Origin of the sequence: Rhodopseudomonas palustris HaA2 (genome assembly GCF_000013365.1) — a bacterium.
Lineage (GTDB): Bacteria > Pseudomonadota > Alphaproteobacteria > Rhizobiales > Xanthobacteraceae > Rhodopseudomonas > Rhodopseudomonas palustris_J.
This window is the reverse complement of sequence record NC_007778.1, coordinates 2781394-2803258: the sequence shown is the minus strand read 5'-3', so window position 1 is coordinate 2803258 and position 21865 is coordinate 2781394. Positions and strand designations below refer to the sequence as shown.

The 21865-nt window shown below is 65.5% G+C and carries 23 protein-coding genes; 6 read left to right on the top strand and 17 right to left on the bottom strand.

The window, feature by feature from the left end:
- Position 1: 1 nt before the first annotated feature.
- From RPB_RS12320 to RPB_RS12305, 4 genes are all read right to left on the bottom strand, one after another.
- Positions 2-535, bottom strand: a complete 534-nt coding sequence (locus tag RPB_RS12320; RefSeq protein ID WP_011441337.1) for a hypothetical protein — start codon at positions 533-535, stop codon at positions 2-4.
- A 68-nt stretch (positions 536-603) separates the two neighbouring features.
- A complete protein-coding gene (locus RPB_RS12315; protein WP_011441336.1) occupies positions 604-1257 on the bottom strand; it encodes a tetratricopeptide repeat protein in 654 nt (217 codons plus the stop codon).
- 158 nt (positions 1258-1415) lie between these two features.
- The gene (gene panB / locus RPB_RS12310; RefSeq protein ID WP_011441335.1) at positions 1416-2240 is read right to left on the bottom strand and encodes a 3-methyl-2-oxobutanoate hydroxymethyltransferase; all 825 of its coding nucleotides are present in this window, start codon (positions 2238-2240) and stop codon (positions 1416-1418) included.
- A gap of 2 nt (positions 2241-2242) precedes the next feature.
- A complete protein-coding gene (locus RPB_RS12305) occupies positions 2243-2827 on the bottom strand; it encodes an NnrU family protein (protein WP_011441334.1) in 585 nt (194 codons plus the stop codon).
- 143 nt (positions 2828-2970) lie between these two features.
- On the opposite strand from RPB_RS12305, the gene RPB_RS12300 reads away from it, so the two are divergent.
- Positions 2971-3990, top strand: a complete 1020-nt coding sequence (locus RPB_RS12300; RefSeq protein ID WP_011441333.1) for a Bug family tripartite tricarboxylate transporter substrate binding protein — start codon at positions 2971-2973, stop codon at positions 3988-3990.
- A 48-nt stretch (positions 3991-4038) separates the two neighbouring features.
- Here the strand turns inward: RPB_RS12300 and RPB_RS12295 are convergent, their stop codons facing one another.
- The 5 genes from RPB_RS12295 to gatA form a co-directional block, all read right to left on the bottom strand.
- A complete protein-coding gene (locus RPB_RS12295; protein ID WP_011441332.1) occupies positions 4039-4305 on the bottom strand; it encodes a hypothetical protein in 267 nt (88 codons plus the stop codon).
- A gap of 702 nt (positions 4306-5007) precedes the next feature.
- Positions 5008-5130, bottom strand: coding sequence for a hypothetical protein (locus tag RPB_RS25160; RefSeq protein ID WP_011441331.1), 123 nt, complete (start codon positions 5128-5130; stop codon positions 5008-5010).
- A gap of 523 nt (positions 5131-5653) precedes the next feature.
- Entirely contained in the window at positions 5654-7138 is a 1485-nt protein-coding gene (gene gatB, locus RPB_RS12290; RefSeq protein WP_011441330.1) for an Asp-tRNA(Asn)/Glu-tRNA(Gln) amidotransferase subunit GatB, read from the bottom strand.
- A gap of 131 nt (positions 7139-7269) precedes the next feature.
- Positions 7270-8370, bottom strand: coding sequence for a sensor histidine kinase (locus RPB_RS12285; RefSeq protein WP_011441329.1), 1101 nt, complete (start codon positions 8368-8370; stop codon positions 7270-7272).
- A gap of 81 nt (positions 8371-8451) precedes the next feature.
- Entirely contained in the window at positions 8452-9930 is a 1479-nt protein-coding gene (gene gatA, locus RPB_RS12280) for an Asp-tRNA(Asn)/Glu-tRNA(Gln) amidotransferase subunit GatA (RefSeq protein WP_011441328.1), read from the bottom strand.
- A gap of 180 nt (positions 9931-10110) precedes the next feature.
- On the opposite strand from gatA, the gene RPB_RS12275 reads away from it, so the two are divergent.
- Both RPB_RS12275 and RPB_RS12270 read left to right on the top strand, forming a co-directional pair.
- Positions 10111-10398, top strand: a complete 288-nt coding sequence (locus RPB_RS12275; RefSeq protein WP_011441327.1) for a BrnT family toxin — start codon at positions 10111-10113, stop codon at positions 10396-10398.
- Positions 10346-10630: a BrnA antitoxin family protein gene (locus RPB_RS12270; protein WP_041798225.1), complete on the top strand. Its 285-nt coding sequence runs from the start codon at positions 10346-10348 to the stop codon at positions 10628-10630. Before RPB_RS12275 ends, RPB_RS12270 begins: the two co-directional genes overlap by 53 nt.
- A 3-nt stretch (positions 10631-10633) precedes the next feature.
- On the opposite strand, the gene RPB_RS12265 is transcribed toward RPB_RS12270, so the two are convergent.
- From RPB_RS12265 to RPB_RS12255, 3 genes are all read right to left on the bottom strand, one after another.
- Complete coding sequence (locus tag RPB_RS12265; RefSeq protein WP_011441325.1) at positions 10634-10840, bottom strand: hypothetical protein; 207 nt, start codon at positions 10838-10840, stop codon at positions 10634-10636.
- A 10-nt stretch (positions 10841-10850) separates the two neighbouring features.
- A complete protein-coding gene (gene gatC, locus RPB_RS12260) occupies positions 10851-11138 on the bottom strand; it encodes an Asp-tRNA(Asn)/Glu-tRNA(Gln) amidotransferase subunit GatC (protein ID WP_011441324.1) in 288 nt (95 codons plus the stop codon).
- An 85-nt stretch (positions 11139-11223) separates the two neighbouring features.
- Positions 11224-12300, bottom strand: coding sequence for an NAD(P)H-dependent flavin oxidoreductase (locus RPB_RS12255; RefSeq protein WP_011441323.1), 1077 nt, complete (start codon positions 12298-12300; stop codon positions 11224-11226).
- Between the two features lie 300 nt (positions 12301-12600).
- Here RPB_RS12255 and RPB_RS12250 point away from each other — a divergent pair, with 300 nt between their 5' ends.
- A complete protein-coding gene (locus RPB_RS12250; protein ID WP_011441322.1) occupies positions 12601-13548 on the top strand; it encodes a cyclase family protein in 948 nt (315 codons plus the stop codon).
- Between the two features lie 10 nt (positions 13549-13558).
- On the opposite strand, the gene RPB_RS12245 is transcribed toward RPB_RS12250, so the two are convergent.
- Together RPB_RS12245 and RPB_RS12240 are read right to left on the bottom strand one after the other, a co-directional pair.
- A complete protein-coding gene (locus RPB_RS12245) occupies positions 13559-14221 on the bottom strand; it encodes a TetR/AcrR family transcriptional regulator (protein WP_245258214.1) in 663 nt (220 codons plus the stop codon).
- Between the two features lie 44 nt (positions 14222-14265).
- Positions 14266-16245: an oleate hydratase gene (locus RPB_RS12240; protein ID WP_011441320.1), complete on the bottom strand. Its 1980-nt coding sequence runs from the start codon at positions 16243-16245 to the stop codon at positions 14266-14268.
- A 265-nt stretch (positions 16246-16510) separates the two neighbouring features.
- Here RPB_RS12240 and ruvX point away from each other — a divergent pair, with 265 nt between their 5' ends.
- Positions 16511-16993 carry a Holliday junction resolvase RuvX gene (ruvX, locus tag RPB_RS12235; RefSeq protein WP_011441319.1) on the top strand — a complete coding sequence of 161 codons (483 nt, stop codon included), beginning with the start codon at positions 16511-16513 and terminating at the stop codon, positions 16991-16993.
- Between the two features lie 41 nt (positions 16994-17034).
- On the top strand, positions 17035-17424 hold the full coding sequence (locus RPB_RS12230) for a YchJ family protein (RefSeq protein WP_011441318.1): 390 nt from the start codon (positions 17035-17037) through the stop codon (positions 17422-17424).
- Positions 17425-17577: 153 nt separating this feature from the next.
- On the opposite strand, the gene RPB_RS12225 is transcribed toward RPB_RS12230, so the two are convergent.
- From RPB_RS12225 to ipdC, 3 genes are all read right to left on the bottom strand, one after another.
- Positions 17578-19227 (bottom strand): acyl-CoA dehydrogenase family protein, encoded by a 1650-nt coding sequence (locus RPB_RS12225; RefSeq protein WP_011441317.1) that lies wholly within the window; start codon positions 19225-19227, stop codon positions 17578-17580.
- 118 nt (positions 19228-19345) lie between these two features.
- Positions 19346-20098, bottom strand: a complete 753-nt coding sequence (locus RPB_RS12220) for a M15 family metallopeptidase (RefSeq protein WP_011441316.1) — start codon at positions 20096-20098, stop codon at positions 19346-19348.
- 10 nt (positions 20099-20108) lie between these two features.
- Positions 20109-21740: an indolepyruvate/phenylpyruvate decarboxylase gene (gene ipdC, locus RPB_RS12215; protein WP_011441315.1), complete on the bottom strand. Its 1632-nt coding sequence runs from the start codon at positions 21738-21740 to the stop codon at positions 20109-20111.
- Positions 21741-21865: the final 125 nt, after the last annotated feature.

Here is a 21865-nt window from a genome sequence, read left to right as displayed (position 1 = left end):
ATCAGCGCTGGAAAGTACCGCTCGGCAAGGGAGCCGGGAACGCCGACGGCGCGGTCGCCGAACTCGCCGCGGGCGCGGTTGCCGCAGCGTCGTCCGCCGGCGGCGTGGTCACGCGGCGGCGCGATTGCTTGACGGGTTTCGGCGCCGGTGGTGCGGCGGCGGTCGAGCCCTCTTCCTCGGGCGCGGGCGCGGCGTCAGGCTGCGGCGCCGCGCGGACGGCGGCCGAATTGCTGCGCTTGGCGCGTTTCTGTTGGGCCGCAGCGGGTGGCGGCTCGACAGCTGTGGCCGCGGCGGCGGCCTGCTCGCGCTGCTGCTCCTCGACCGACCCCCGATAGAGGCTCTTGGGGACGCCCTGTTCGAGGCCCGGCACGCCCTCGGGAAACACCGGCTTGCGATCGCCCGGCAGCTTCTTCTTGGTGTCGAGGAAGTCGAACATATCGGTCGGGTCCCATCCACCCAAGCTGCCGCAGCCGGTCAGTCCGCTCGACAAAGCGAGCAACACGGCGAGGGAGATCAGGCGGTGCGAACGACGCATGGATGGGGGTCTCACATGAACTCAAAAGCGGGCATTGGTGCCGGACGGGTCGAACTCAGCTCTTCAACTCAGCTCTTGGCGGCAGGCGGCAGCAATGCCTGCAGCACCTCGGCGCGATTGCGCAAGCTCGCCGGCGTTCCGGCGTCGGTATTGATCTGCTCGATCCACTGCCGCGCGGCGGCAACATTGCCGGCGCGCCAAGCAGATAGCGCCAGCATTTCGCGTGCGGTGTGACGATAGGCGGCATCCGCGCCGGCGATCGGCTCGAGCCGTTGCGACAGGTCGGCGTAGCCGACGCTGTCCATCAGAAACTGCGCCGCGCGGAGCGACGCGAGATCGCGGTCCTGCGCCGGAACGCTGCGATCGGCAGCAATGGCGTCGTAGACCTTGACCGCTTCCTTCGGATCGCGCTGCGCGACCTCGGCCGCGGCGCGCAGACGCGCCAGCGTGCGATAGCCGCCCGATGCGGTCGCGGCGATGTTGTTGAAGGCAGCCTCGGCTTCGGCATGCTTGTTCTGCTCCGCCAGATCGGCAGCCGCGGTGAACGCGGCGCCGGTTTCGGCAGCCTTCTTGCCCTCGTAGTATTGATAGCCACGCCAGCCGCCGACCCCGGCGATAATCAGAATCGCGCCGGCGATGATGAAGAGCGAATATTTGTCCCACAGCTGCTTGAGCCGTTCGCGACGAACTTCTTCATCGACTTCATTAAATATTTCAGACACTTATAGATTTCCTGTCCCGACTGAGCCGCGCATCTGCAAAACCGGCGCGCGGCCGTCTCCCGACGTCGCGGCGGCGATACCCTAGCGTTATGGCGGAGGCAAGGCAAAGCCAGCCGGATCAAGGGGATGCCCCGATATGATTAACCGGCGCGCCAGCCTCAGCCCTTCGCCTTCATTCCGTAGACGTGTTCCGGCCCCGGGAAGGCGCGCGACCGCACCTCTTCGGCATAGCCCTTGATCGCCGCTTCGATGCCCGGCCCGAGTTCACCGTAGCGCTTGACGAATTTCGGGGTGCGCGGCGACAGCCCGAGCATGTCCTCGAGCACCAGTACCTGACCGTCACAGGCGGCGCTGGCGCCGATGCCGATGGTCGGGATCGCGATCGTCTCGGTGATCTTGCGCCCGAGCGGCTCGGCCACCGCCTCGACCACGACGGAGAAGGCGCCCGCATCGGCGACGGCGCGCGCGTCCGCCTCGATCGGCTCCCAGCTGCCCTCCTCGCGCCCCTGCGCGCGGAACGAGCCCAGCGTGTTGATCGATTGCGGCGTCAACCCGATATGGCCCATCACCGGAATGCCGCGCTCGGTGAGAAACGCGATGGTCTCCGCCATCCGCACGCCACCCTCGAGCTTCACCGCGCCGCAATGCGTCTCTTTCAGGATGCGCGCCGCGGAGTGAAACGCCTGCTCCTTCGACGCTTCGTAGGAGCCGAAAGGCATGTCGACGACGACCAGCGCGTGCTGCGAGCCGCGCATCACCGCGTGGCCCTGCAGGATCATCATCTCGAGCGTCACCGGGATGGTGGTCTCGAAGCCGTGCATCACATTGCCGAGCGAGTCTCCGACCAGGATGACGTCGCAATAGCGATCGACCAGCGAGGCGGTGTGGGCGTGATACGAGGTCAGCATCACGATCGGATCGCCGCCCTTGCGCGCGCGGATGTCCGGAGCGGTCTTCCGCTTGATGGTCGTTTGGACGGACATGCTTAGGCTCCGAAGACGGGAACGCCGACGACGTAGGGATGGAAGGCGAACGCCAGCGCCAGATACAGCACCACGCCGGCGCCGATCGCGATGGCGTCGTTTTTCGGGCCGCCGACCGGAATCCGCGGGCCGCCCGGGTCGGCGCGCCGCTTCAGCGAGATGCGGTCGTACACCGCCCAGGCCAGCAACGAACCGAACAGGATGATCGAGCCGAGATCGCCGTTGGCGATCAGATGGCCGACCGCCCACAGCTTCACCGCGGTGATCATCGGGTGCTTCACCGCCGCATAGATGCGGCCGCGCGAATAGGCCGCGGCCAGCAGGATAGCCATCGGCAGCATCAGCAGCGCGGTGAGGTGCTTGGTCCAGACCGGCGGAAACCACAGATCGATCAATCCATCCTCACGGTAGGCACCGAAGCCGTAGGAGATCAGGACGATGCCGAGGATCGCCAGAACGGCGTAACCGATCTTGTAGACTGCTTCGCCGCCGATCCCGATCAGGCGGCCCCGCAGATCGCGCTGCGTCGTCACGACGTGGGTGCCGATGAACAGCACCAGGCCGAGGATCATCACCGCAAGTCCCATCGCGCCACTCCTGTCCCCGTCGGCACGCGTCGGTTTCCGCGCCGGCCAAATCCCACTATGGTCCGCGCCGCTGCGTGAGGCACGGCAGATCGGCCAATCGCGCGAACGAATTCCGGGTATCACTCTTTACGGGACGGATGCAAATGCTGGAAGCCACCGGTCGACGGCCACGGCTGCGAACACGCGCAATGTTCGCACTGATTGCGCTGTTCGGAGCGCACGCCGCAACGGCGAGCGCCGCAGAACCGGCCTCCCAGCCCAACAGCTGGCCGCCGAAGCTGGTGCGGATCGTGGTGCCGTTCTCGGCGGGGTCGACTCCGGACATGGTGGGCCGCGTGCTGGCCGACAGTCTGCAGGCGCGCCATCCCGGCGTCAGCTTCGTGATCGAGAATAAGCCGGGCGCGGCCGGCAATATCGGCACCGACGCCGTCGCCAAGGCGCGCCCGGACGGCGCGACGCTCGGTATCTCGATCGCAGGGCCGCTGGTGATCAACCGGATTCTGTTCGCGAAGCTGCCCTACGACCCCGAGCGCGACATCGCGCCGGTGACGATGCTGACACGGATGCCGAGCGTGCTGGCCGTGCCGAGCAGTCTCGGGATCAGCACCGTGTCCGACTTCATCGCCCGGTTGAAGGACGGCAACAAAAGCCTCGCTTACGCCTCGATCGGCGCCGGCTCGCTGTCGCAACTTTGTATGGAGGCGATCGCGCAGAAGGCCGGCGCCAAAATGGTGCACATCCCCTATGCCGGATCGCCCAACGCGGTGACCGCGCTGATCCGCGGCGACGTACAGGCCGCCTGCCTGCCGGCGATCGCGGTAGCACCGCAGCAGGCCTCGGGCGCGATCCGGATTCTGGCCGTGACGACGCCGGAAAGGTCGCCGTTTCTGCCGGAGATTCCGACCTTGAAAGAGAGCGGCATCGAGGTTCAGTCCGACGCCTGGAACGCGCTGATCGCGCCGGGCGGAACGCCGCCGGCGCTGGTCGCTGCGATCAATGCCGAGTTTCGTCAGTCGCTGTCCGAACCGGCGGTGATCGCGAAGCTGAAGACCCAGATGATCGTGCCGGCCGCCTCGTCGCCCGACGAATTGCGCAAGACGCTCGCCGACGAGAAGTTGCTGTGGGCTGATGTGATCCGTGCCGCCGGCATCAGGATCGAATGAACGGCGCGACTGCGGAGGGTCCTCGGGCGGTCTCTGCCCTCCCCGCAATCAGTGCGAGGTGATCCAGGCCCGCGCTTCGCGCTGCGCCGCGGCGATCTCGTCGGCCGACATCTGCTCGGCGACTTCGCGACGCAGTTCGATCGCGTCGGCGCGGCCTCTCAGAGCGGCAAGGTTGAACCATTTGTGCGCCGCGATCAGATCGACCGGCGCGCCGCGCCCCGACGCGAACAACAGGCCGAGATCGAACAGCACGTCCGGGCTCTCGCCGGCTTCGATCGGCAGCGCAGTCTCGATGTTGAAATGTCCCTGCAGCATCTGTCTCTCCATCCTGGCCGGGCCCGAACCGAGCGCGGCTCCTGTCCTCTGATCTTGTCGTCCCCACCGCCGTGTCCCGGCGCGTTATGGGGTGATCATGTCGGTCAAATTTGAAGAGCAGTTTAAGCGTCGCGATGAACGGATTCTGAACGCGGACCGGCGGCCCGTCTGGGTGAATCGAAGAAACCGCTGAGGCACAGCGACTTTCTCGATGCGCTTACGGTCGATTCACCCTGGGATTTGGCGAACCGATAACCATCGCGGCAACCGGGCGAGCGCGGCGGACCTCGGCCGGCGAAACCGCAGCGGCAGGGCGCGACGAAGCGGACGACAGGACGGGAGGAGTTGGACGGCAGCAAAGCCGCGGGGCCCGAAGGCGGAACTGCTCACGAGCCGGAACCGGGGCTCGGAAAACAACGAGGGCGTCGGCGAACACGTCAGGACCAAATCTCACACGCGATGACCGCCGTGAAACTGCGGACCCAGCATCCGCACCGTTCGAAGAAAAACCGTTTCTTCTGCCGGACTTTCACGGACGAGGACGAACCCCGTCGAAAAATTCCAGCCGCTTGACCTGATGTCTCGCCGACACCCTCTCGTCGACCAAGGCCTTCGCCGGGGAGAAGCTCGTGAAAGCGTGCCTCGCCGATGGCCCTCGTGACGCTGCCGGCATCTTTCGAGCCGGCTCTCGCCGAAGCGAGCTTACTTCTTGGCGGCCTTCTTGGCGACCTTCTTCGTCTTCTTCGCAGTCTTCTTGACGGCGCTCTTGGCCTTCTTGGCCACCTTCGTCGTCTTCTTTACTGCCTTCTTCGCTTTCTTGGCCATGTTGCCCTCCGATAAAGTGAGATGGCTCGATTGCTGCTGCGTGCACTCGGGAATCGAGATGCACTACTTCCCGAATACACCAACACATCGAAAAAAACAGTGTCCCGCTTAAGGAAGTGTTGATGGCTGTTTTGCCGCTCGGCTGCGGCGTCTTTGAAATCGCCGTGTCGCGCAATTCACCGCACGATCGAGTTTACCCGCAAAAAACCTGCATCGGCATTTGTCAAGATCACAAGAAACGCACGAACTGCAGAGCTTTTTTGAATTCGTTAGTAGTGCCAAGTACACACTTTGCCTCCGCGCAAGGCGCGCCGAGTCGGCGCACGCGCGTCGCGCGTGGACTCTGAGTCGCAATTTTTGGCAACGAAAATATTTTCATGCACACCCCCGCATGGGCGCACAATGGATGCTGCGGGGCGTGGGTTTCGGCGCGAATCGAAACCGATGATTCGAGAGCGATCGTCGGCGCCGCGCAGCCTCCGCGCGTCGCGACGACGGCGAAGACGGCACACGCGGCGCGCCGTCAGAGACCGAGCTTACGCTTCAAGAGGTCGTTCACGGCCTGCGGGTTCGCCTTGCCGCCGGACGATTTCATCACCTGTCCGACGAACCAGCCGAGCATCGCCGGCTTGGCGATCGCCTGCGCGACCTTGTCGGGATTGCCGGCGATGATCTCGTCGACCACCTTCTCGATCGCGGAGAGGTCGGTGACCTGCTTCATGCCGCGCGCTTCGACCAGTACGCGCGGATCGCCGCCTTCGGTCCAGACGATTTCGAACAGCTCTTTGGCGATCTTGCCGGAGATGGTGCCTTCGCCGATCAGGTCGACGATCGCAGCCAGCTGCGCGGCGGAGACCGGCGACACCTCGATGCTCTGGCCGTCCTTGTTGAGGCGGCCGAACAGTTCGTTGATCACCCAGTTGGCCGCGAGCTTGCCGTCGCGCGCGGCGTCCGCAAGTGCGGCGAGCACCGCCTCGTAGAAATCGGCGCTCTCCCGCTCGCTCACCAGCACGCCCGCGTCGTCCGGCGAGAGCCCGAAACTGCCGATGAACCGGGCCTTCTTCTGGTCCGGCAGTTCCGGCAACCCGGCCTTCAGCTCGTCGACATAGGCCTGGGAGAATTCCAGCGGCAGCAGGTCTGGATCGGGGAAGTAGCGATAGTCGTGCGCCTCCTCCTTGGAACGCATCGACCGCGTCTCGCCCTTGCCCGCATCGAACAGCCGTGTCTCCTGCACGATCGCGCCGCCGTCTTCGAGAACTCCGATCTGGCGGCGAGCCTCGTATTCGATCGCCTGACCGATAAAGCGGATCGAGTTGACGTTCTTGATCTCGCACCGCGTGCCGTACGGCTCGCCCGGCTTGCGCACCGAGACGTTGACGTCGGCGCGCAGGCTGCCCTTTTCCATGTCGCCGTCGCAGGTGCCGAGATAGCGCAGGATGGTGCGCAGCTTCGACACATAGGCCTTGGCCTGTTCGGACGACCGCAGATCCGGCTTGGAGACGATCTCCATCAGCGCAACGCCGGAGCGATTGAGATCGACGAAGGTCGAAGTCGGGTCCTGATCGTGCAGCAATTTGCCGGCGTCCTGTTCGAGATGCAGCCGCTCGATGCCGACGGTGGTGCTGTCGCCGTCCGGCAGATCGACCACGACCTCGCCCTCGCCCACGATCGGCGACTTGTACTGGCTGATCTGGTAGCCCTGCGGCAGATCCGGATAGAAATAGTTCTTGCGGTCGAACACCGAGCGCAGGTTGATCTGGGCGTTCAGTCCCAGTCCCGAACGGATCGCCTGCTTCACGCACTCCTCGTTGATCACCGGCAGCATGCCGGGCATCGCGGCGTCGACCAGCGAGACGTGGCTGTTGGGATCGCCGCCGAATTCGGTCGCCGCACCGGAGAACAGCTTGGCGTTGGACGAGACCTGGGCGTGGATCTCCAGCCCGATCACGACTTCCCAATCGCCGGTGGCGCCCTTGATGAGCTGGGACGGTTTGACGGGTGCGTTCATGGAGAAACTCTCTGACGAATTCAGCAATGAGGGCCTGAATAGGCCGATCTGCGTCATTTTCCAACAGTACGAAGCCGAAACAGCATGGATGCGGGGACCGCCGCCGCCTGGCGGGGCGCCCCGCTCCAAGATCAATTCGTCGCCGGAGCCGGTGGCGCTTCGAAGCCGAGGGCGAACAACGTGCCCTGCCCGCGAATGCTCTCTGCCCGGAACGTAACGTTGCGGGCGTTTTCCTTGAGGGTCTGCAGGATCAGCGCGCCGAGCTTGCGCGGCGACGGCCATTCCTGGCCTTCCGGCAGGCCGGCGCCGTCGTCCGAGACGATCACCGAGACGCGACCGTTCTCGACGCTACAGATCACCTTGATCCGGCCGCCGCGGCGTCCGACGAAGGCGTATTTCAGCGCGTTGGTCAGCATCTCGTTCACCAGGAGGCCGGCGGGCATCGCCACATTGACCGAGAGCGGGCAGTACCCGACATTGAGGTCGTAGGCGATCCCCTCGCTGCCATGGGCCTGCATCACCGCCTCGGTGACATCCGACAGATATTGGCCGAGATCGATATCGCTGCCGGCGGCACTCTCTGCGGACAAAATCCGGTACAGCGCGGTCAACGCATCGATCCGGCTTGCGAGCCGCGTCAGCGCGACGGTCTCGCCTTCGGCCGCCGAACGCGCTTCGAGCCGCACCAGCGCCGTCACCAATTGCAGATTGTTCTTCACCCTATGCTGCAGCTCGCGCATCAGGGTGTCGCGTTCACGGATCTGGGACTCGAACAGCTCGATCTGCGCCCGCTCGCGTCCGCCGACATCGACCAACGCCGCGATCCGGAAATTCTCGACGCCGTCGTCGCTCTCGATCACGGAGGCGTAGGCCTGCACGATCAGCACCCGGTCGGGCGGCACGGTGGGGCGGAACACGCCGATGAAATCCTCGCCGTCCCGGATCGCCGCGCCGAGCGTCAGCGCCGTATCGTCTTCGTTGATCAACGCATCGAGGCAGTTCCAGCCCTGCCCCTCGATGTCGGCCGGGGCCAGCGACATCAGATCTTCGAAAGCGTGATTGATATAGACGATCCGCTGATCGTCGCCGTTGCCACGCGACACCGCGAGGGCCACCGGAACATTGTCGAGCAGGTGCTTGTAGCGGTCGTTCTCGATCGCCACCGCAATCTTTGACGAGCCTAAAATCCCGTCGACGCTTTGCGGAGACGGCCCCCCTTCATCGGCGCTCATTCAACAAATCCTACCCACCCATCCGAGAATGGCGAAACAAAACGGGAAACGCAACGCAAAAGCCGGTGCATCGCGCGCAGGCTACGCCCACCACTTAGCCGGCGTGAACCGGCCGGCGGACTGCTCGATGACGTCGCCGAGGGAGAACAACGTCTCCTCGTCGAACGGCCGCCCGATCAGTTGCAGCCCCAGCGGAAGTCCCTGCGAGTCGCTCCCCGCCGGAACCGCGATGCCCGGCAGGCCCGCCATGTTCACCGTCACGGTGAAGATGTCGTTCAGGTACATCTCGACCGGATCGGCGCCGCCTTTTTCGCCGATTCCGAACGCCGCCGATGGCGTCGCGGGCGTCAGGATCGCGGAGACGCCCTGGTCGAAGCACTGCTCGAAATCGCGCTTGATCAGGGTGCGGACCTTCTGGGCGCGGAGATAATAGGCGTCGTAATAGCCCGCCGACAGCACATAGGTTCCGATCATGATGCGACGCTTGACCTCGGCGCCGAAACCGGCCGCGCGGGTGTTCTCGTACATCTCGACGATGTTGCGGCCGTTGACGCGGGTGCCGTAGCGCACGCCGTCGTAGCGCGCGAGGTTCGACGAGGCTTCCGCCGGCGCCACGATGTAATAGGCCGGCAGTGCGTATTTGGTGTGCGGCAGCGACACCTCGACCAATTCGGCGCCCGCCGCTTTCAGCCACTCGGCGCCCTGCATCCACAATTTCTCGATCTCGGCCGGCATGCCGTCGAGCCGATACTCCTTCGGGATGCCGATCTTCATGCCCTTCACCGAGCCGCCGATCGCGGCTTCGTAGTTCGGCACTGGGCGATCCACCGAGGTTGTGTCCTTCGGGTCAAAGCCGGCCATCGAGCCGAGCAGGATCGCGCTGTCGCGCACCGTGCGGGCAATCGGACCGGCCTGGTCGAGCGAGGACGCAAACGCGACGATGCCCCAGCGCGAGCAGCGGCCATAGGTCGGCTTGATGCCGACGGTGCCGGTGAACGCCGCCGGCTGCCGGATCGACCCGCCGGTGTCGGTGGCGGTGGCGCCGAGGCAGAGGCCGGCGGCCACCGCCGCCGCCGAGCCGCCGGACGAGCCGCCAGGAACCAGCTTGGTCTCCGAGCCCGCGCGCCGCCATGGGTTGACCACCGGGCCGAAGCACGATGTCTCGTTCGACGAGCCCATCGCGAATTCGTCGTTGTTGAGCTTGCCGAGCAGCACGGCGCCGTCGCGCCACAGCTGCGACGTCACGGTCGACTCGTAGGGAGGCTTGAAGTCTCCGAGAATTTTCGAGCAGGCGGTGGTGCGCGTGCCTTTGGTGGCGAACAGATCCTTGATGCCGAGCGGGATGCCGGCGAGCGGCCCGCCCTCGCCTTTGGCGATCTGCGCATCCGCCGCCTGCGCCATCTGCCGTGCCTGATCCGGCGTCTCCAGCACATAGGCGTTGAGCACACGCGCGGCTTCGATTGCGGCGAGATGCGCGTCGGTCAGTTCGACCGCGGTGAAGGACTTGTTCACGAGGCCATCGCGGGCCTCGGCCAGCGTCAGCGAAGTCAGATCGGTCATGGTTCAGGCACGCCTGGATTGAAGCCGGCGCCGGGCCGGTCACGGGCGCCGCGGATCCGTGCGGCTTTGTTGCAGCGCTGGCTAGCACAGCGCCTTCGACAATTGAAGCGATTGTGCCGCTTTGGCTGGCGCGGCTAGAGTCGGGCATTGACGTTTCGAATATTGTAGTTACATAATTGCATGTCCATCTCATTCGATCCGGCAAAGCGGGATTGGACCCGGCGACATCGTGGTCTCGACTTTGCCACCGACGCCGCAACGGCATTTGCCGGACGTATCGTGACGAAGCTCGACGATCGCTTCGACTACGGCGAGAACCGCTACATCACCGCCGGATACGTCGGTTCACGCATGGTCGTGATCGTCTGGACGCCACGAGACGGCGACCATCATGTGATTTCGATGAGGTATTGCCATGCCAAGGAAGAAGTCCGCTGGGCCGCCCTCTTTCGGCAAGCCTTTGACTGACGATCCCGATGATGCGCCCGAATTACTCGACGAATTCTTCCGCACCGGCGAAATTCGCATCGGCGGCAAGATCGTCCGCCGTGGTCGGCCCCCGCTCGGGGCGCAGCCGAAGAGTTCCGTTACCTTGCGGCTCGATGCCGATGTGCTGGAGTCCTATCGCGCCCTCGGGGCCGGCTGGCAGTCGCAGATCAACGCCGACCTGCGCCGCGTCCGCAAGCTGAAGAAGGCTTGAGGCCTACTTGTTCACCGGGCTGCAGAAGAACGGCGACAGCGTCTTGTCGTTCTCGGGCGCGTCGCGCCTGGCCTTGTCGGCGGCCTGCAGGCCGTCGAGGATCGCGTCCATCGCCTTGTCGGGGTCAGCGACCTTGCCTTGCCGCTCCATGGCGTCGAGGTAGTCCATATAGGCCTGATAGGCCTTCTCGTCGTCGCACAGCAGGCACATCGGCGGGCTCCTATTCGACCACCTTCGGCACCAGGAAGAAGTGATCTTCCGTCGCCGGCGCGTTGGCCACCACCTGATCGGCGATCTCGCCGTCATTGACGACGTCCGCACGCTTCTTCATCTGCATCGGCGTCACCGAGGTCATCGGCTCGACGCCGTCGACATCGACCTCCGAGAGCTGCTCGACGAAGGCCAGCATCGCATTCAGTTCGCCCTGCAGATGCGGGACCTCGTCGTCGGTCACGGCGATCCGCGCCAGATGCGCGATACGACGGACGGTGGCGGCATCGACCGACATTATGTAAGGCCTTTCCCGGAAGTGGCGACCTGTGCCGTATAGCAGAGCCGGCTTTCGCGCCGCAACCTCAGCCCGCTCGGCCGGATCAGCCGGCGAGCCGGCTCAGCCGCGCCAACGCCGAACCCGCCAGCGCCCGGGTCAGTTCCGCCGCCGGCATGTCGCGACCGAGCCGCACCGCCTGCCCGGCCCAAAGGTTGGTGAAATCGGTGCGGCCCTGCTTCTCCGCCTCGGCCTTCAGCGGGCCCAATGCTGTGGCCGCATGCGGGAACGCCGGCGCGTCAGCGGACAGTGGCCCGATTTCGCGCATCACCCGGTTGGCGACGCCGCGTGCGGGACGCCCGGTCATGACGTTGGTGATCACGGTGGACGCGTCGGTCGCCTGGGCCAACGCGGCGCGCGCCGGAGCGCTGATCCGCGATTCCGGGCAGCGCAGATAGGCTGTGCCGATCTGGACGCCGGAAGCGCCGAGCGCCATCGCCGCGGCGATGCCCCGGCCATCGGCAATGCCGCCGGCCGCGATCACCGGCACCCGCACCGCATCGACCACCTGCGGCAGCAGCGCGAACAGGCCCGGCTGCTCGGCGATATTCTCGGTCAGGAACATGCCGCGATGCCCGCCCGCCTCGGCGCCCTGCGCGATCACCAGATCGGCACCGCGCTCCTCGAGCCAAATCGCCTCGCGCACGATCGTCGCCGACGCCAGCACGATGCAGCCGGCGTCCTTCACGCGCCGCAGCAAAGCCTCGTCCGGCAGGCCGAAATGAAAGCTGACCGCCGCAGGCTTCAACTGCTCGACCAGTTCGCACATCGCCGCATCGAACGGCGCACGATTGGCGGCGGCCACCGGCGCGGCCGGGTCGAGGCCGAATTCCTGATAGTAGGCGCCGAGCCGCTGCTTCCACACCGCCTCGCGCGCCGGATCGGCGGCGACCGACCTGTGGCAGAAGAAGTTGAGATTGACCGGCGCCGACACCTGCTGGCGGAAGATCCCGACCTGCTCGCGCGCCTTGTCAGCGGTCAGCATCGCGCAGGGAAGCGACGCCAGCGCCCCACCCCGCGCTGCTGCAATCGCCAGCTCGGCATCCATCGCGCCGGCCATCGGCGCCAGAACGAATGGAAATTCGATATCGAACAGGTCGAGGAGACGGCGGTCCGGCCACATGCTCAGTGCTCGCGATGGTGAGAAAGGACGGCGGGCGTCGTTGCGCGCCGCCGCCGCTTTAGCACGCAGCGCGGTCGCCCGGCTATCCGGGGCTGAATGAGGTGGTTCGCGCGTGCAACAACGCGATCTCGCACCACGGCATGAGCGGTCCCGTTTCTATGGCGATTTGCGGCGCCGCACCCAATGTTGCCGATGGCGCGAAGCAGCTTTCCGGCGGAAGATCGCACGCGGCCCGCAACCGGCAACGGCGTTGCGGGCCGACGACAAACGTCAAGAAACAACAATCGGGAGAAAACCACCATGCTGAAAATGCTGACGCTCGGCGTCTCGGTCGCGTTGATGGGCTCGATCGGGATCGCTCAGGCCCAGGCCCCCGCACCGGACTGGACCAAGTCGAAATGGGGGCCGAACGACGAGATCGGCGCCGCCAACTATCTGACGCCCGAGCTGGCGCTGAAAGCCGCGCAACTGGTGAAGACCGGCAAGGTCTACGCGCTCGGCATCCCGGTCGATACCAAGACCCCGGCCTATCCGCCGCGCGCCTTCAAGATCACCGTGGTGCAACCCGGCCAGGCCGGCAGCCCCGGCATGGGCCCGAGCAAGACGACCTACAATGACGACATCATCGAAGGCTGGGTCGGCGTCGGCAGCCAGCTCGACGGGCTCGGCCATATTGGCGTCGAGCACGTCTACTACAACGGCAACAAGATCGCCGATTTCGGCGATGCGACCGGCCTGAAGAAGCTCGGCATCGACAAGGTGCCGCCGATGGTGACGCGCGGCGTGCTGCTCGACATGGCGGCGCATTTCGGCACCGACGTCGTCAAGGAAGGCACCGCCTTCAACGTCAAGGAGATCGAGGACGTCGCCAAGAAGCAGGGCGTCGAAATCCGTCAGGGCGACGTCGTGCTGTTCCACACCGGCTGGATCAGCCTGATCGGCAAGGACGACAAGCGCTACAACACCGGCGAACCCGGCGTCGGCGTCGAGGGCGCGAAGTATCTGACCTCCAAGGGTGTGGTCGCGGTCGGCGCCGACACCTGGGGCGTCGAGGTGGTGCCGTTCGAGAGCAAGAACATCTTCGAGGTCCACCAGATCCTGCTGCCGATGAACGGTACCTACATCCTGGAAAACATGAACACCGCCGACCTCGCCCGCGACAAGGTCTACGAGTTCATGTTCGTGCTCGGCCAGCCGCGGTTCAAGGGCGCGGTGCAGAGCATGATCAACCCGGTCGCGATCCGCTGATCCGCGGTTCTCACGATGCCGACTGATCGGCGGACGGCTGTCTCCCGTCAGCGGGCGATGGTGATCCGCCGATCACGGCGCGTAGAAAGGCAAGAAAGATTTCATCGCGCGGCCCGGCACCCGGAACGGTGCCCTGCACGGCCAGGCCCGACCACAGCGCGTAGAGACCGATGCCGATCTGCAGCGGCGGCAGCGCCGGCGCGAGGTTGTGACGTTGCAGGATGTCCTCGACCAGCCGCGCGAACTCGGCATGATAGCTGATCTTCGCCGCGTTGTAGGCGTCGGCGAAGCGGGCATCGCGCTGGGCGTGCAGTTGCAGTTCGATGGACAGCAGCGACCATTCGGTCTGTTGCGCCAGATCGGCGAGGCGCGCGGCCACCGTTGCGGGCACGTCGCCCAGAGCCTCGCCGTCCATCACCTGGACCAGGCGCCGAAGCGTTTCCACTTCGCCGAGCACGTGTCGCTCCATCAGCACCAGCAGCAGGTCGTCGCGACTGGCGAAGTTGGAGTAGAACGCGCCCTGGGAATAGCCGGCCTCCTCGCACAGCCGGCGCAGCGACAGACCGCCGATGCCGTCACGCCTGATCGCCGCATGGGCCGAAGCAATCAGCCGTTCCCGCGTCTCCAGCCGGCTCTGTTCCCTCGTCTTTCGCATTCGATCGATCCGTTGCAACGCGCGCGGAAGGAAGCGGCGCGCCGGCTTCCTTCCGCTCGTCGTTATTTCGACGTGTCTCTCAGTCCGTCCCGCATCCGGTCGAGCCAGCCGACGACCGCGCCGAGCGCCTGGCTTCCCTTGCCCAGCAGCGTGGACAGTTCGGCCTCGGCGCGTTCGCGCAAGCTGTCGTCGTGCTCCGGCAGCGGCGGCAGGATATGGGCGTAGTAGCTGTTGTCGAGCAGGCGATGCAACAGCCGTTCGCCCGGGAACGGCTCGTTGTTGTTCATCGCGCGCGCGCCCTTCAGCAGGTTGCGGATGTCGTATTGGGTCGGGCTGATATCGGCGACCTGCTTGGGCAGGCCCAGCAGCGTGTAGACGCCGATCCGCGCCGTGCGCACCGAGGCTTCCATCGTGAAGATGATGTCGTTGCTGGTCTCGACGAATTGCCCCATCAGCGCCAGGTTGGTGCAGCCCTCGGGCACGACGCGCGGGCGATCGCCCGCCGCCCGCGGCATGAATTGCGCGGTGATATAGGGCATCAGCGCCAGACGAACCTTGGTGCTGGCCACGACCGCGTCGAGCTGATCGACGATCCCCAGATGATAGCACAGCTCCGCCAGAATTTCCCGGCCGGTGCAGGCCGGCATCGGCTTCTTGACGTGATTGCCGTCCTTGTCCATCAGCAGCGCGTAGACCCACAGCACCAGCACGTCGTCGGGCTGGGTCGGAAAATGCGGCTGGCGATTGCAGGTGAAGCTCAGCACCCAGTTGGAATCGGTGAAGGTGATGATTCCGCCGGTGGCGGTCTTGCCGGAATACGGATCGTTGACCGACAATTGCTTCAGCTTGTCGATGAGGGGTGAGGGTTTGCAGGTCAGCGTCGCCGATTCCCACATCGAGCCCGCGACATTGCCATAGAATTTTTCAGGCTTGCCGAACACCGGCGACTTCTTCGCCAGGTTCTTCCACAGCATCCAGTCGCTGTCGTCGCCCGGCTCGGCATTGCCACGGGCCAGCACGGGGGCGGTGTCCATGTCGCCATAGGCCGTGCCCTCGGTCATCGATCCCGTCAGCGCGAACACAACGTCGTTCGGCCCGACGGCGATGCTGTCGTCCTTGCCGTCCTTCTTGCAGCGGATCGCCGTCACGGTGCGGCGGCCGGCCTCTTCGACCATGTCGAGATCATAGGCCCTCGTGCCGAACTGCACCTTCACGCCCTTCCCCTCGAGCATCCGGGTCAGCGGCACGACGAAGCTGTCGTACTGATTGTATTTCGGAAATACCAGAGCCGACATGTCGGTCAGCCCGTCGATCGCATCGAGGAAGCGATGCATGTAGAGCTTCATTTCCAGCAGGCTCTGCCAGTTCTCGAAGGCGAACATCGAGCGCCACAGATACCAGAAATTGGTTTCGAGGAAGCTTGCGCTGAAATATTGCTCGATGGTGATGTCGTCGAGGTCCTCCTTGCGCTTGAGCAGCAGCTTGAGGATCTCCCACTGGTGCAGCTTGCTCAGGCCGAGCGTCGAGAAGTCGCGGATCTCGCCCTGCTTGTGCATCAGCCGCGCCTTCGACCAGTTCGGATCGTTGTCGTTGACCAGCCGATATTCGTCGAGGACGGAATAGCCCTCGGGCAATTCCAACGCCGGCACATCCTGAAACAGGTCCCAGAAATTGTCGTAGTTGAAGTTCATCTCGCGGCCGCCGCGGATGATGTAGCCCTCGTCGGCATTGCCGGCGCCGTCGAGCGAGCCGCCGGCGATCTGCATCGTATCGAGGATGGTGATGTCGCAGCCTTTCATCCCGCCGTCCCGGATCATGTAGAAGGCGGCCGCCAGCCCGGCGATGCCGCTGCCGATGATCCAGGCCTTGCGCCCTTCGACCTGTTCGGCCGGGACCGGACGGTTACGCATGTAGGGGCCCATCATGTCGGGCGGCGGCAGCGTATCGGCCGGCCCTTTGCGCCAGAACCCCGCGCCCGCATCGGCCTCGATCGGGTGCTTGCCGGATGTCTGGTGGATCGAAGTGTGGGCTGGTTCGGTCATGGTGGTCCCTTCCGTCGATCGCATCCGGGGACGCGATCGAGCTTGCTTCAGATATCGACTGATATTTGAATGACAGATGATATTGCTCAAATGAGGGCGTAAAAGTCGAAAAACCCGCACAAAATACGGTACTTAGACACCCTTCTTGCAGCCAGAACCGAACAACCGCCGCTCAGCTCGGCGGCTCCTGACAGCGAGGATCGCCGCTCCGGGAGAGGCGCGGGATCGGCTTTGCGCCCGCGGCCATGGGCTGCTATGCGGCGCCATGCCCGCTCTCATCCTTCCGCTGATCGAAGCCGCCGGCCATTGGCCCGCGCGCGGCTCCCTGCTCGGCCTCGACCTCGGCACCAAGACCATCGGCGTCGCGGTTTCCGATCCGGATCGCAGGCTCGCCACCGGCATCGAGACCGTCGCGCGCAAGGCTTTCACCGCGGATGCCCAGCGCCTGCTGGCGCTTGCTGCCGGACGCAACGCCTGCGGCTTCGTGCTGGGACTGCCGCTCAACATGGACGGCAGCGAAGGTCCGCGCGTGCAGTCGACCCGCGCCTTCGCGCGCAATTTCGCTCGCCTCACCGAGCTGCCGATCGGGCTATGGGACGAACGGCTATCGACGGCGGCCGTCGAGCGTGAACTGATCGCCAATGACGTCAGCCGCGCCAAGCGGGCCAAGATCATTGACGAACACGCCGCGATCTACATCCTGCAGGGCGCGCTCGACCGGCTGGCGACGTTGAACCGCGCCGACTGATCGAGCTTCATTGCGACGTTAACGAATGACGGAATGGTGCGATGAATTGCGTCTGCGGATCGGGCAAACCCTATGACAATTGCTGCGGGCCGCTGCTCGCCCGAGCACGGCAGGCGGCGACGCCGGAAGCGCTGATGCGGTCGCGCTACGCGGCCTTTGTGCTGAAGGATTTCGACTATATCGTCGAGACCACAGATCCCGACATGCGCGACCTGTTCGACCACGACGCCAATCGCGCATGGATGGAGCAGTCGACCTTCGTCGATCTGCTGGTGCTCGATAGCCACGAGAAGGGTAGCCGCGGCACCGTCGAATTCGTCGCCCGCTTCAGCCGCGGCGGCGCTGCCGAGCAGACCCACCACGAACGCTCGCAATTCCGCAAAGTCCGTGGCCGGTGGTACTTCGCCGAGGGCGTGACGGTCGGGAGCTGATCTCACGCTCCCTTCAGAACACTCTGACCAACCTATCCACCCGTCATGGCCGGGCTCGTCCCGGCCATCCACGCCTTTGGACGATGCACCGCTGAACAACGTGGATGCCCGCGACAAGCGCGGGCATGACGAACTTGGTGACAGGGACTGGTATCACATCTCCGGCAGCGCCCGCGCCAGCAAGCTTTGCGCCTGATCGGCCGACAGGTCGGCCGCGCCGTACATCGTCGCCGGCTCGGGCGTCAGCCGCGTCCGGGCGAAGAGTTCGGCGTGCGGGGGGTGGATTTCGCTGAGCGCGGAGGCGGCGGCGAGTTTCGCCAGCGTCTCGACCGCGAGCCGCGCGGTGCGCTCGTTGTCGGCCTGCAGGAATGCCCGGGCGACCAGGCTCGCCGCGGCCGGTCCGCCGGTCAGGCCGGCAGTGTCCTGGATCAGGCTCTGCAGCACTTCGGTGCCTGCGTCGCTCTCGCGTGACATCGCGCGCAGCACGTCGAGGCACATCACATTGCCGGAGCCTTCCCAGATCGCGTTCACCGGCGCCTCGCGATAGTGACGCGCCAGAATGCCGTCCTCGACATAGCCGTTGCCGCCCATGCACTCCATCGCCTCGTAGAGAAATGGCGGCGCCGATTTGCACACCCAGTATTTCACCGCCGGCGTCATCAGCCGCATATAGGCGGCTTCGAGATGATCGTGCGGCGCCTGATCGAACGCCCGGCACAGCCGCATCACCAGCGCCACCGAGGCTTCGACCTGTAGCGCCATATCGGCGAGCACCGACTGCATCAGCGAGTGGTCGATGAGGTGCTTCTGGAACACGCTGCGATGGCGGGCGTGATGCAGCGCGTGCGCGAGCCCGGACCGCATCAAGCCTGCGGAGGCGATCGCGCAATCCTGCCGGGTGAGCTGCACCATCTGGATGATGGTGCGGATGCCCCGCCCCGGCTCGCCGACCGGCACCGCATAAGCGCCGGTGAATTCCACTTCGGACGACGCGTTGGAGCGATTGCCGAGCTTGTCCTTCAGCCGCTGAAACTGGATGTCATTGATCGAACCATCCGGCTTGAAGCGCGGCATGAAGAAACAGCTCAGTCCTTCCTCCGCCTGCGCCAGCACCAGAAAAGCGTCGCACATCGGCGCCGACATGAACCATTTGTGGCCGATGATGCGATAGGCGTCGCCGTCGCGGATCGCGCGGGTCGCGTTGCTGCGCACATCAGTGCCGCCCTGCTTCTCGGTCATGCCCATGCCGACGCTCATGCCGCGCTTCTCGGACCACGGCGCGAAAGCGGGATCGTAGCGCTTGCTGCTCAGAACCGGCATGATCTGCGCAAGCAACTCCGGCTGCGCGGCAAGTGCAGCCACGGAGGCGCGCGTCATCGTCACCGGGCACAGATGCCCGGTCTCCACCTGCGCCGCCATGTAGAACTTCGCGGCCCGCACCACTTCGGCCGAGCCGCCGGCCGGCTGGCCGTTGTGGTCCCAGGTCGAATTGTGGATGCCGGCGTGGAAGCTCTCGGACATCAGTTCGTGATAGGCGGGATGAAACTCGACCTGATCACGGCGCAGCCCCTTGGCGTCGAAGGTCTTGAGCTTCGGCGTCTGCTCGTTGGCGAGCCGGCCGCGCTCGGCCATATGCGCCGAGCCCCAATTGCGCCCGAACGCCTCGAGCTCGACATGGGCATGACCGCCATTGTTGAAAGTCACCGCCTCGACCAGCGGCCGATCGGTCCCGAACAGATCGACCTCCTCGAAAGGCGGCGACTGGTTGAAGACGTCGTGGGTCGCGAAAGACGGCTGCGTCATGAGTGTTCCCGGCGGGAGGCAAATGGATTCGCGCGCATGTTAAGCACAAACGCGCGCAAGATCACGCCGGTTCGCGGGTTGTGGCCCCCCGTCGAAATACGACAGCGACCGCTCGAGATCACCGCGTCCGGGGCGCGATCGGGAAATCGTAGGCCTGTCGGCCTCCGCCCGGCAGCGAGAAGTGCCACCACTCCTTGCTGAAATTGACGAAGCCCTGCCGCACCATCGCTCCCGCCAGCAGCTTGCGCCAGCGGCGCTGCCCGGCGGTGATCGATTTGGCGGAAGTGTGCGCCTTGGCGTCCGAGCAGTCATAGCCGGTTCCCATGTCGACGCTGTTCTCCGGGGCCCGCAGCGCTTCCGGCGCGGTGCAATCCGCATAGGCCCGATTCGGATCGAACGAAGGTCCCGTCGGCGCATGCAGATCGACCAGCGTGACGTCGACCGCCGCCCCGGTCGAGTGGCCGGAATATTCCGCGATGTAGCCGAGCCGGAACAGCTCGCTCTTGCTGAAGCCGGGATTGTAGCGCTTCTGCGCCGCGGTCTCATGGCCGTCCTGCGCCCACGCCACCATCTCGCGCGACGCCCGCGCCGGGCGGTAGCAATCGAGCATCTTCAGCGAGACGTTCTGCGGCGCGAGTTCGCGCTGCACCTTCTGCAAGGCGAGCCCGACCGACCGCTTCACAATGCACTCGTTGGCGTCATAGCCGGCAAGCTTCCGGCCGACGAAATTGTTGACGCCCGCATAGCGGATGTCCTGCCGGATACTCGGATCGAGATCGCGCAGATAGACGAAATCGTCGGGCAGCGGCTGCGCGCGCGCCGCCGTCGCCAGCACCATGCCGAAGCACGCAAGCGCGAGGCGGCGCATCATGCTCAGGCGCTCACTTCATCCGCTCGCGCGCGGCCTTGAAGCCTTTGACGAACCGCGCCAGCGTATGCGAGGTGGCGCCACGCGGCAGCATCACTTCGATCAGCGAGAACTGCCCGCGCCGCGCGACGGCGGCATCGAGCGCCGCGGCGAGTTCGGCGCGGGTGGTGACGCGCACGCCGTGGCCGCCGATCGACGGCGCGATGTCGGCGAAGTGCCAGTCGTCGAGATCGTTGAACTTCGACTCCGGCTGGAACACCCGCAGCATCTCCCAGCTGCAATTGTTGAACAGCACCACGATCGGATCGAGGCCGTAGCGCTTACAATTGCCGAGCTCCCAGCCGGTCATCTGGAACGCGCCGTCGCCGACCAGGATCAGCGGCCGCAACCCGGTGGCGGCGACGCCGACGCCCGCCGGCACGCCGAAGCCCATGCCGGCGTAGTAGCCCGGCGCCGCCAGCGCGGTGTTGTCGATCTCCATCGCGGTGAACAGGCAGTCGCCGATGTCGGCGGTCATCGGCATCTTGCCGTGCTTGTCGAACAGGTCGTTGATCGCGGTGGCGATATCGGACGGTGCGATCGCGCCGGAATCGGCGACCAGCTTGCGCGGATAGACCATGCCCTGCCCAGCATTGCGCGGTCGCGGCGGATGCGCCGTGGCGTGAGCGTCGAGCCCGGCGATCAGATCCGCCAGCGGCAGGTCACGATAGACGTGATGGCCGATCTGCACCTCGCGCCCGGTGGCGAGCACGGTGCGGCGCGGATCGGTCATGTTGGTCGACAGCGCGAAATTGGTGTCGGACAGGATCACCCCGAACATCAGCACCAGGTCGGACTCTTCTACCAGCGCCGACAGGCCGGGATCGCCGGCGGCGCCCATATAGGTGCCGGCAACGACGTCGTCGTCGCCTTCGAGCAGCCCGCGGCCCATGAACGTCGTCACCACCGGCAGGCCGAGCTTGCGCGCCAGTGCGGCGACCTGCTTCTCGACGCCGTAGCGGCGGATTTCGACGTCGACCACGACCACCGGCGACTTGGCCTTGGCGATCCGGTCAAGAATTTCCTCGGAACATTCGGCGCACGCGCCGGGGTCGGCCGCCCGCTGCGGCAGCTTCTCGACCGGCTCGACCTTGGCGTCGACCATGTCGCGGGGGAATTCGATGTAGACCGGCAGCGACAGTTCCAGCGAGCTGCGCAGCACGCGGGCGATCTCGGCCGGCGCGGTGGCGGGATCGTTCAGCACCGCCTGCGCGCAGGTGACTTCCTTGAACACCGCGAGTTGCGTGTCGACGGTGCGGACCTGATGGTGCAGCAGATAGCCACTGGTGCGTTCGCGCGCGCCGGGCGCGCCGGCGATCACCACCACCGGCGAGCGCTCCGCGTAAGCGCCAGCGATCGAATTGACCAGATTGAACGCGCCGGCGCCGTAGGTCACCACTGCGACGCCGATACCGCCGCGGTAGCGCGACGCCGCATCCGCCGCGAAGCCGACCGCCGGCTCGTGGCTCAGCGTGAAATAAGGCAGGCTTCCGCTCTCCTCGATCACCTTGAAGAACGGCAGCACGAAATCGCCGGGGATGCCGAAGATCTCCTTGGCGCCGTGATCCTTGAGAGCGTCGAGCAAAGCGGTCGCAAGCGTCGGCATGGCGGCTCCTGAGCGTCGCGCGGGATAGACCGCACCGCTTTACCAGAGCCGCGACCTTCGACCAACATCGCGAGCGGTCGCGATACACCGGGCCTCTGTTCCACAGCACCGGGGGATATTCTGCG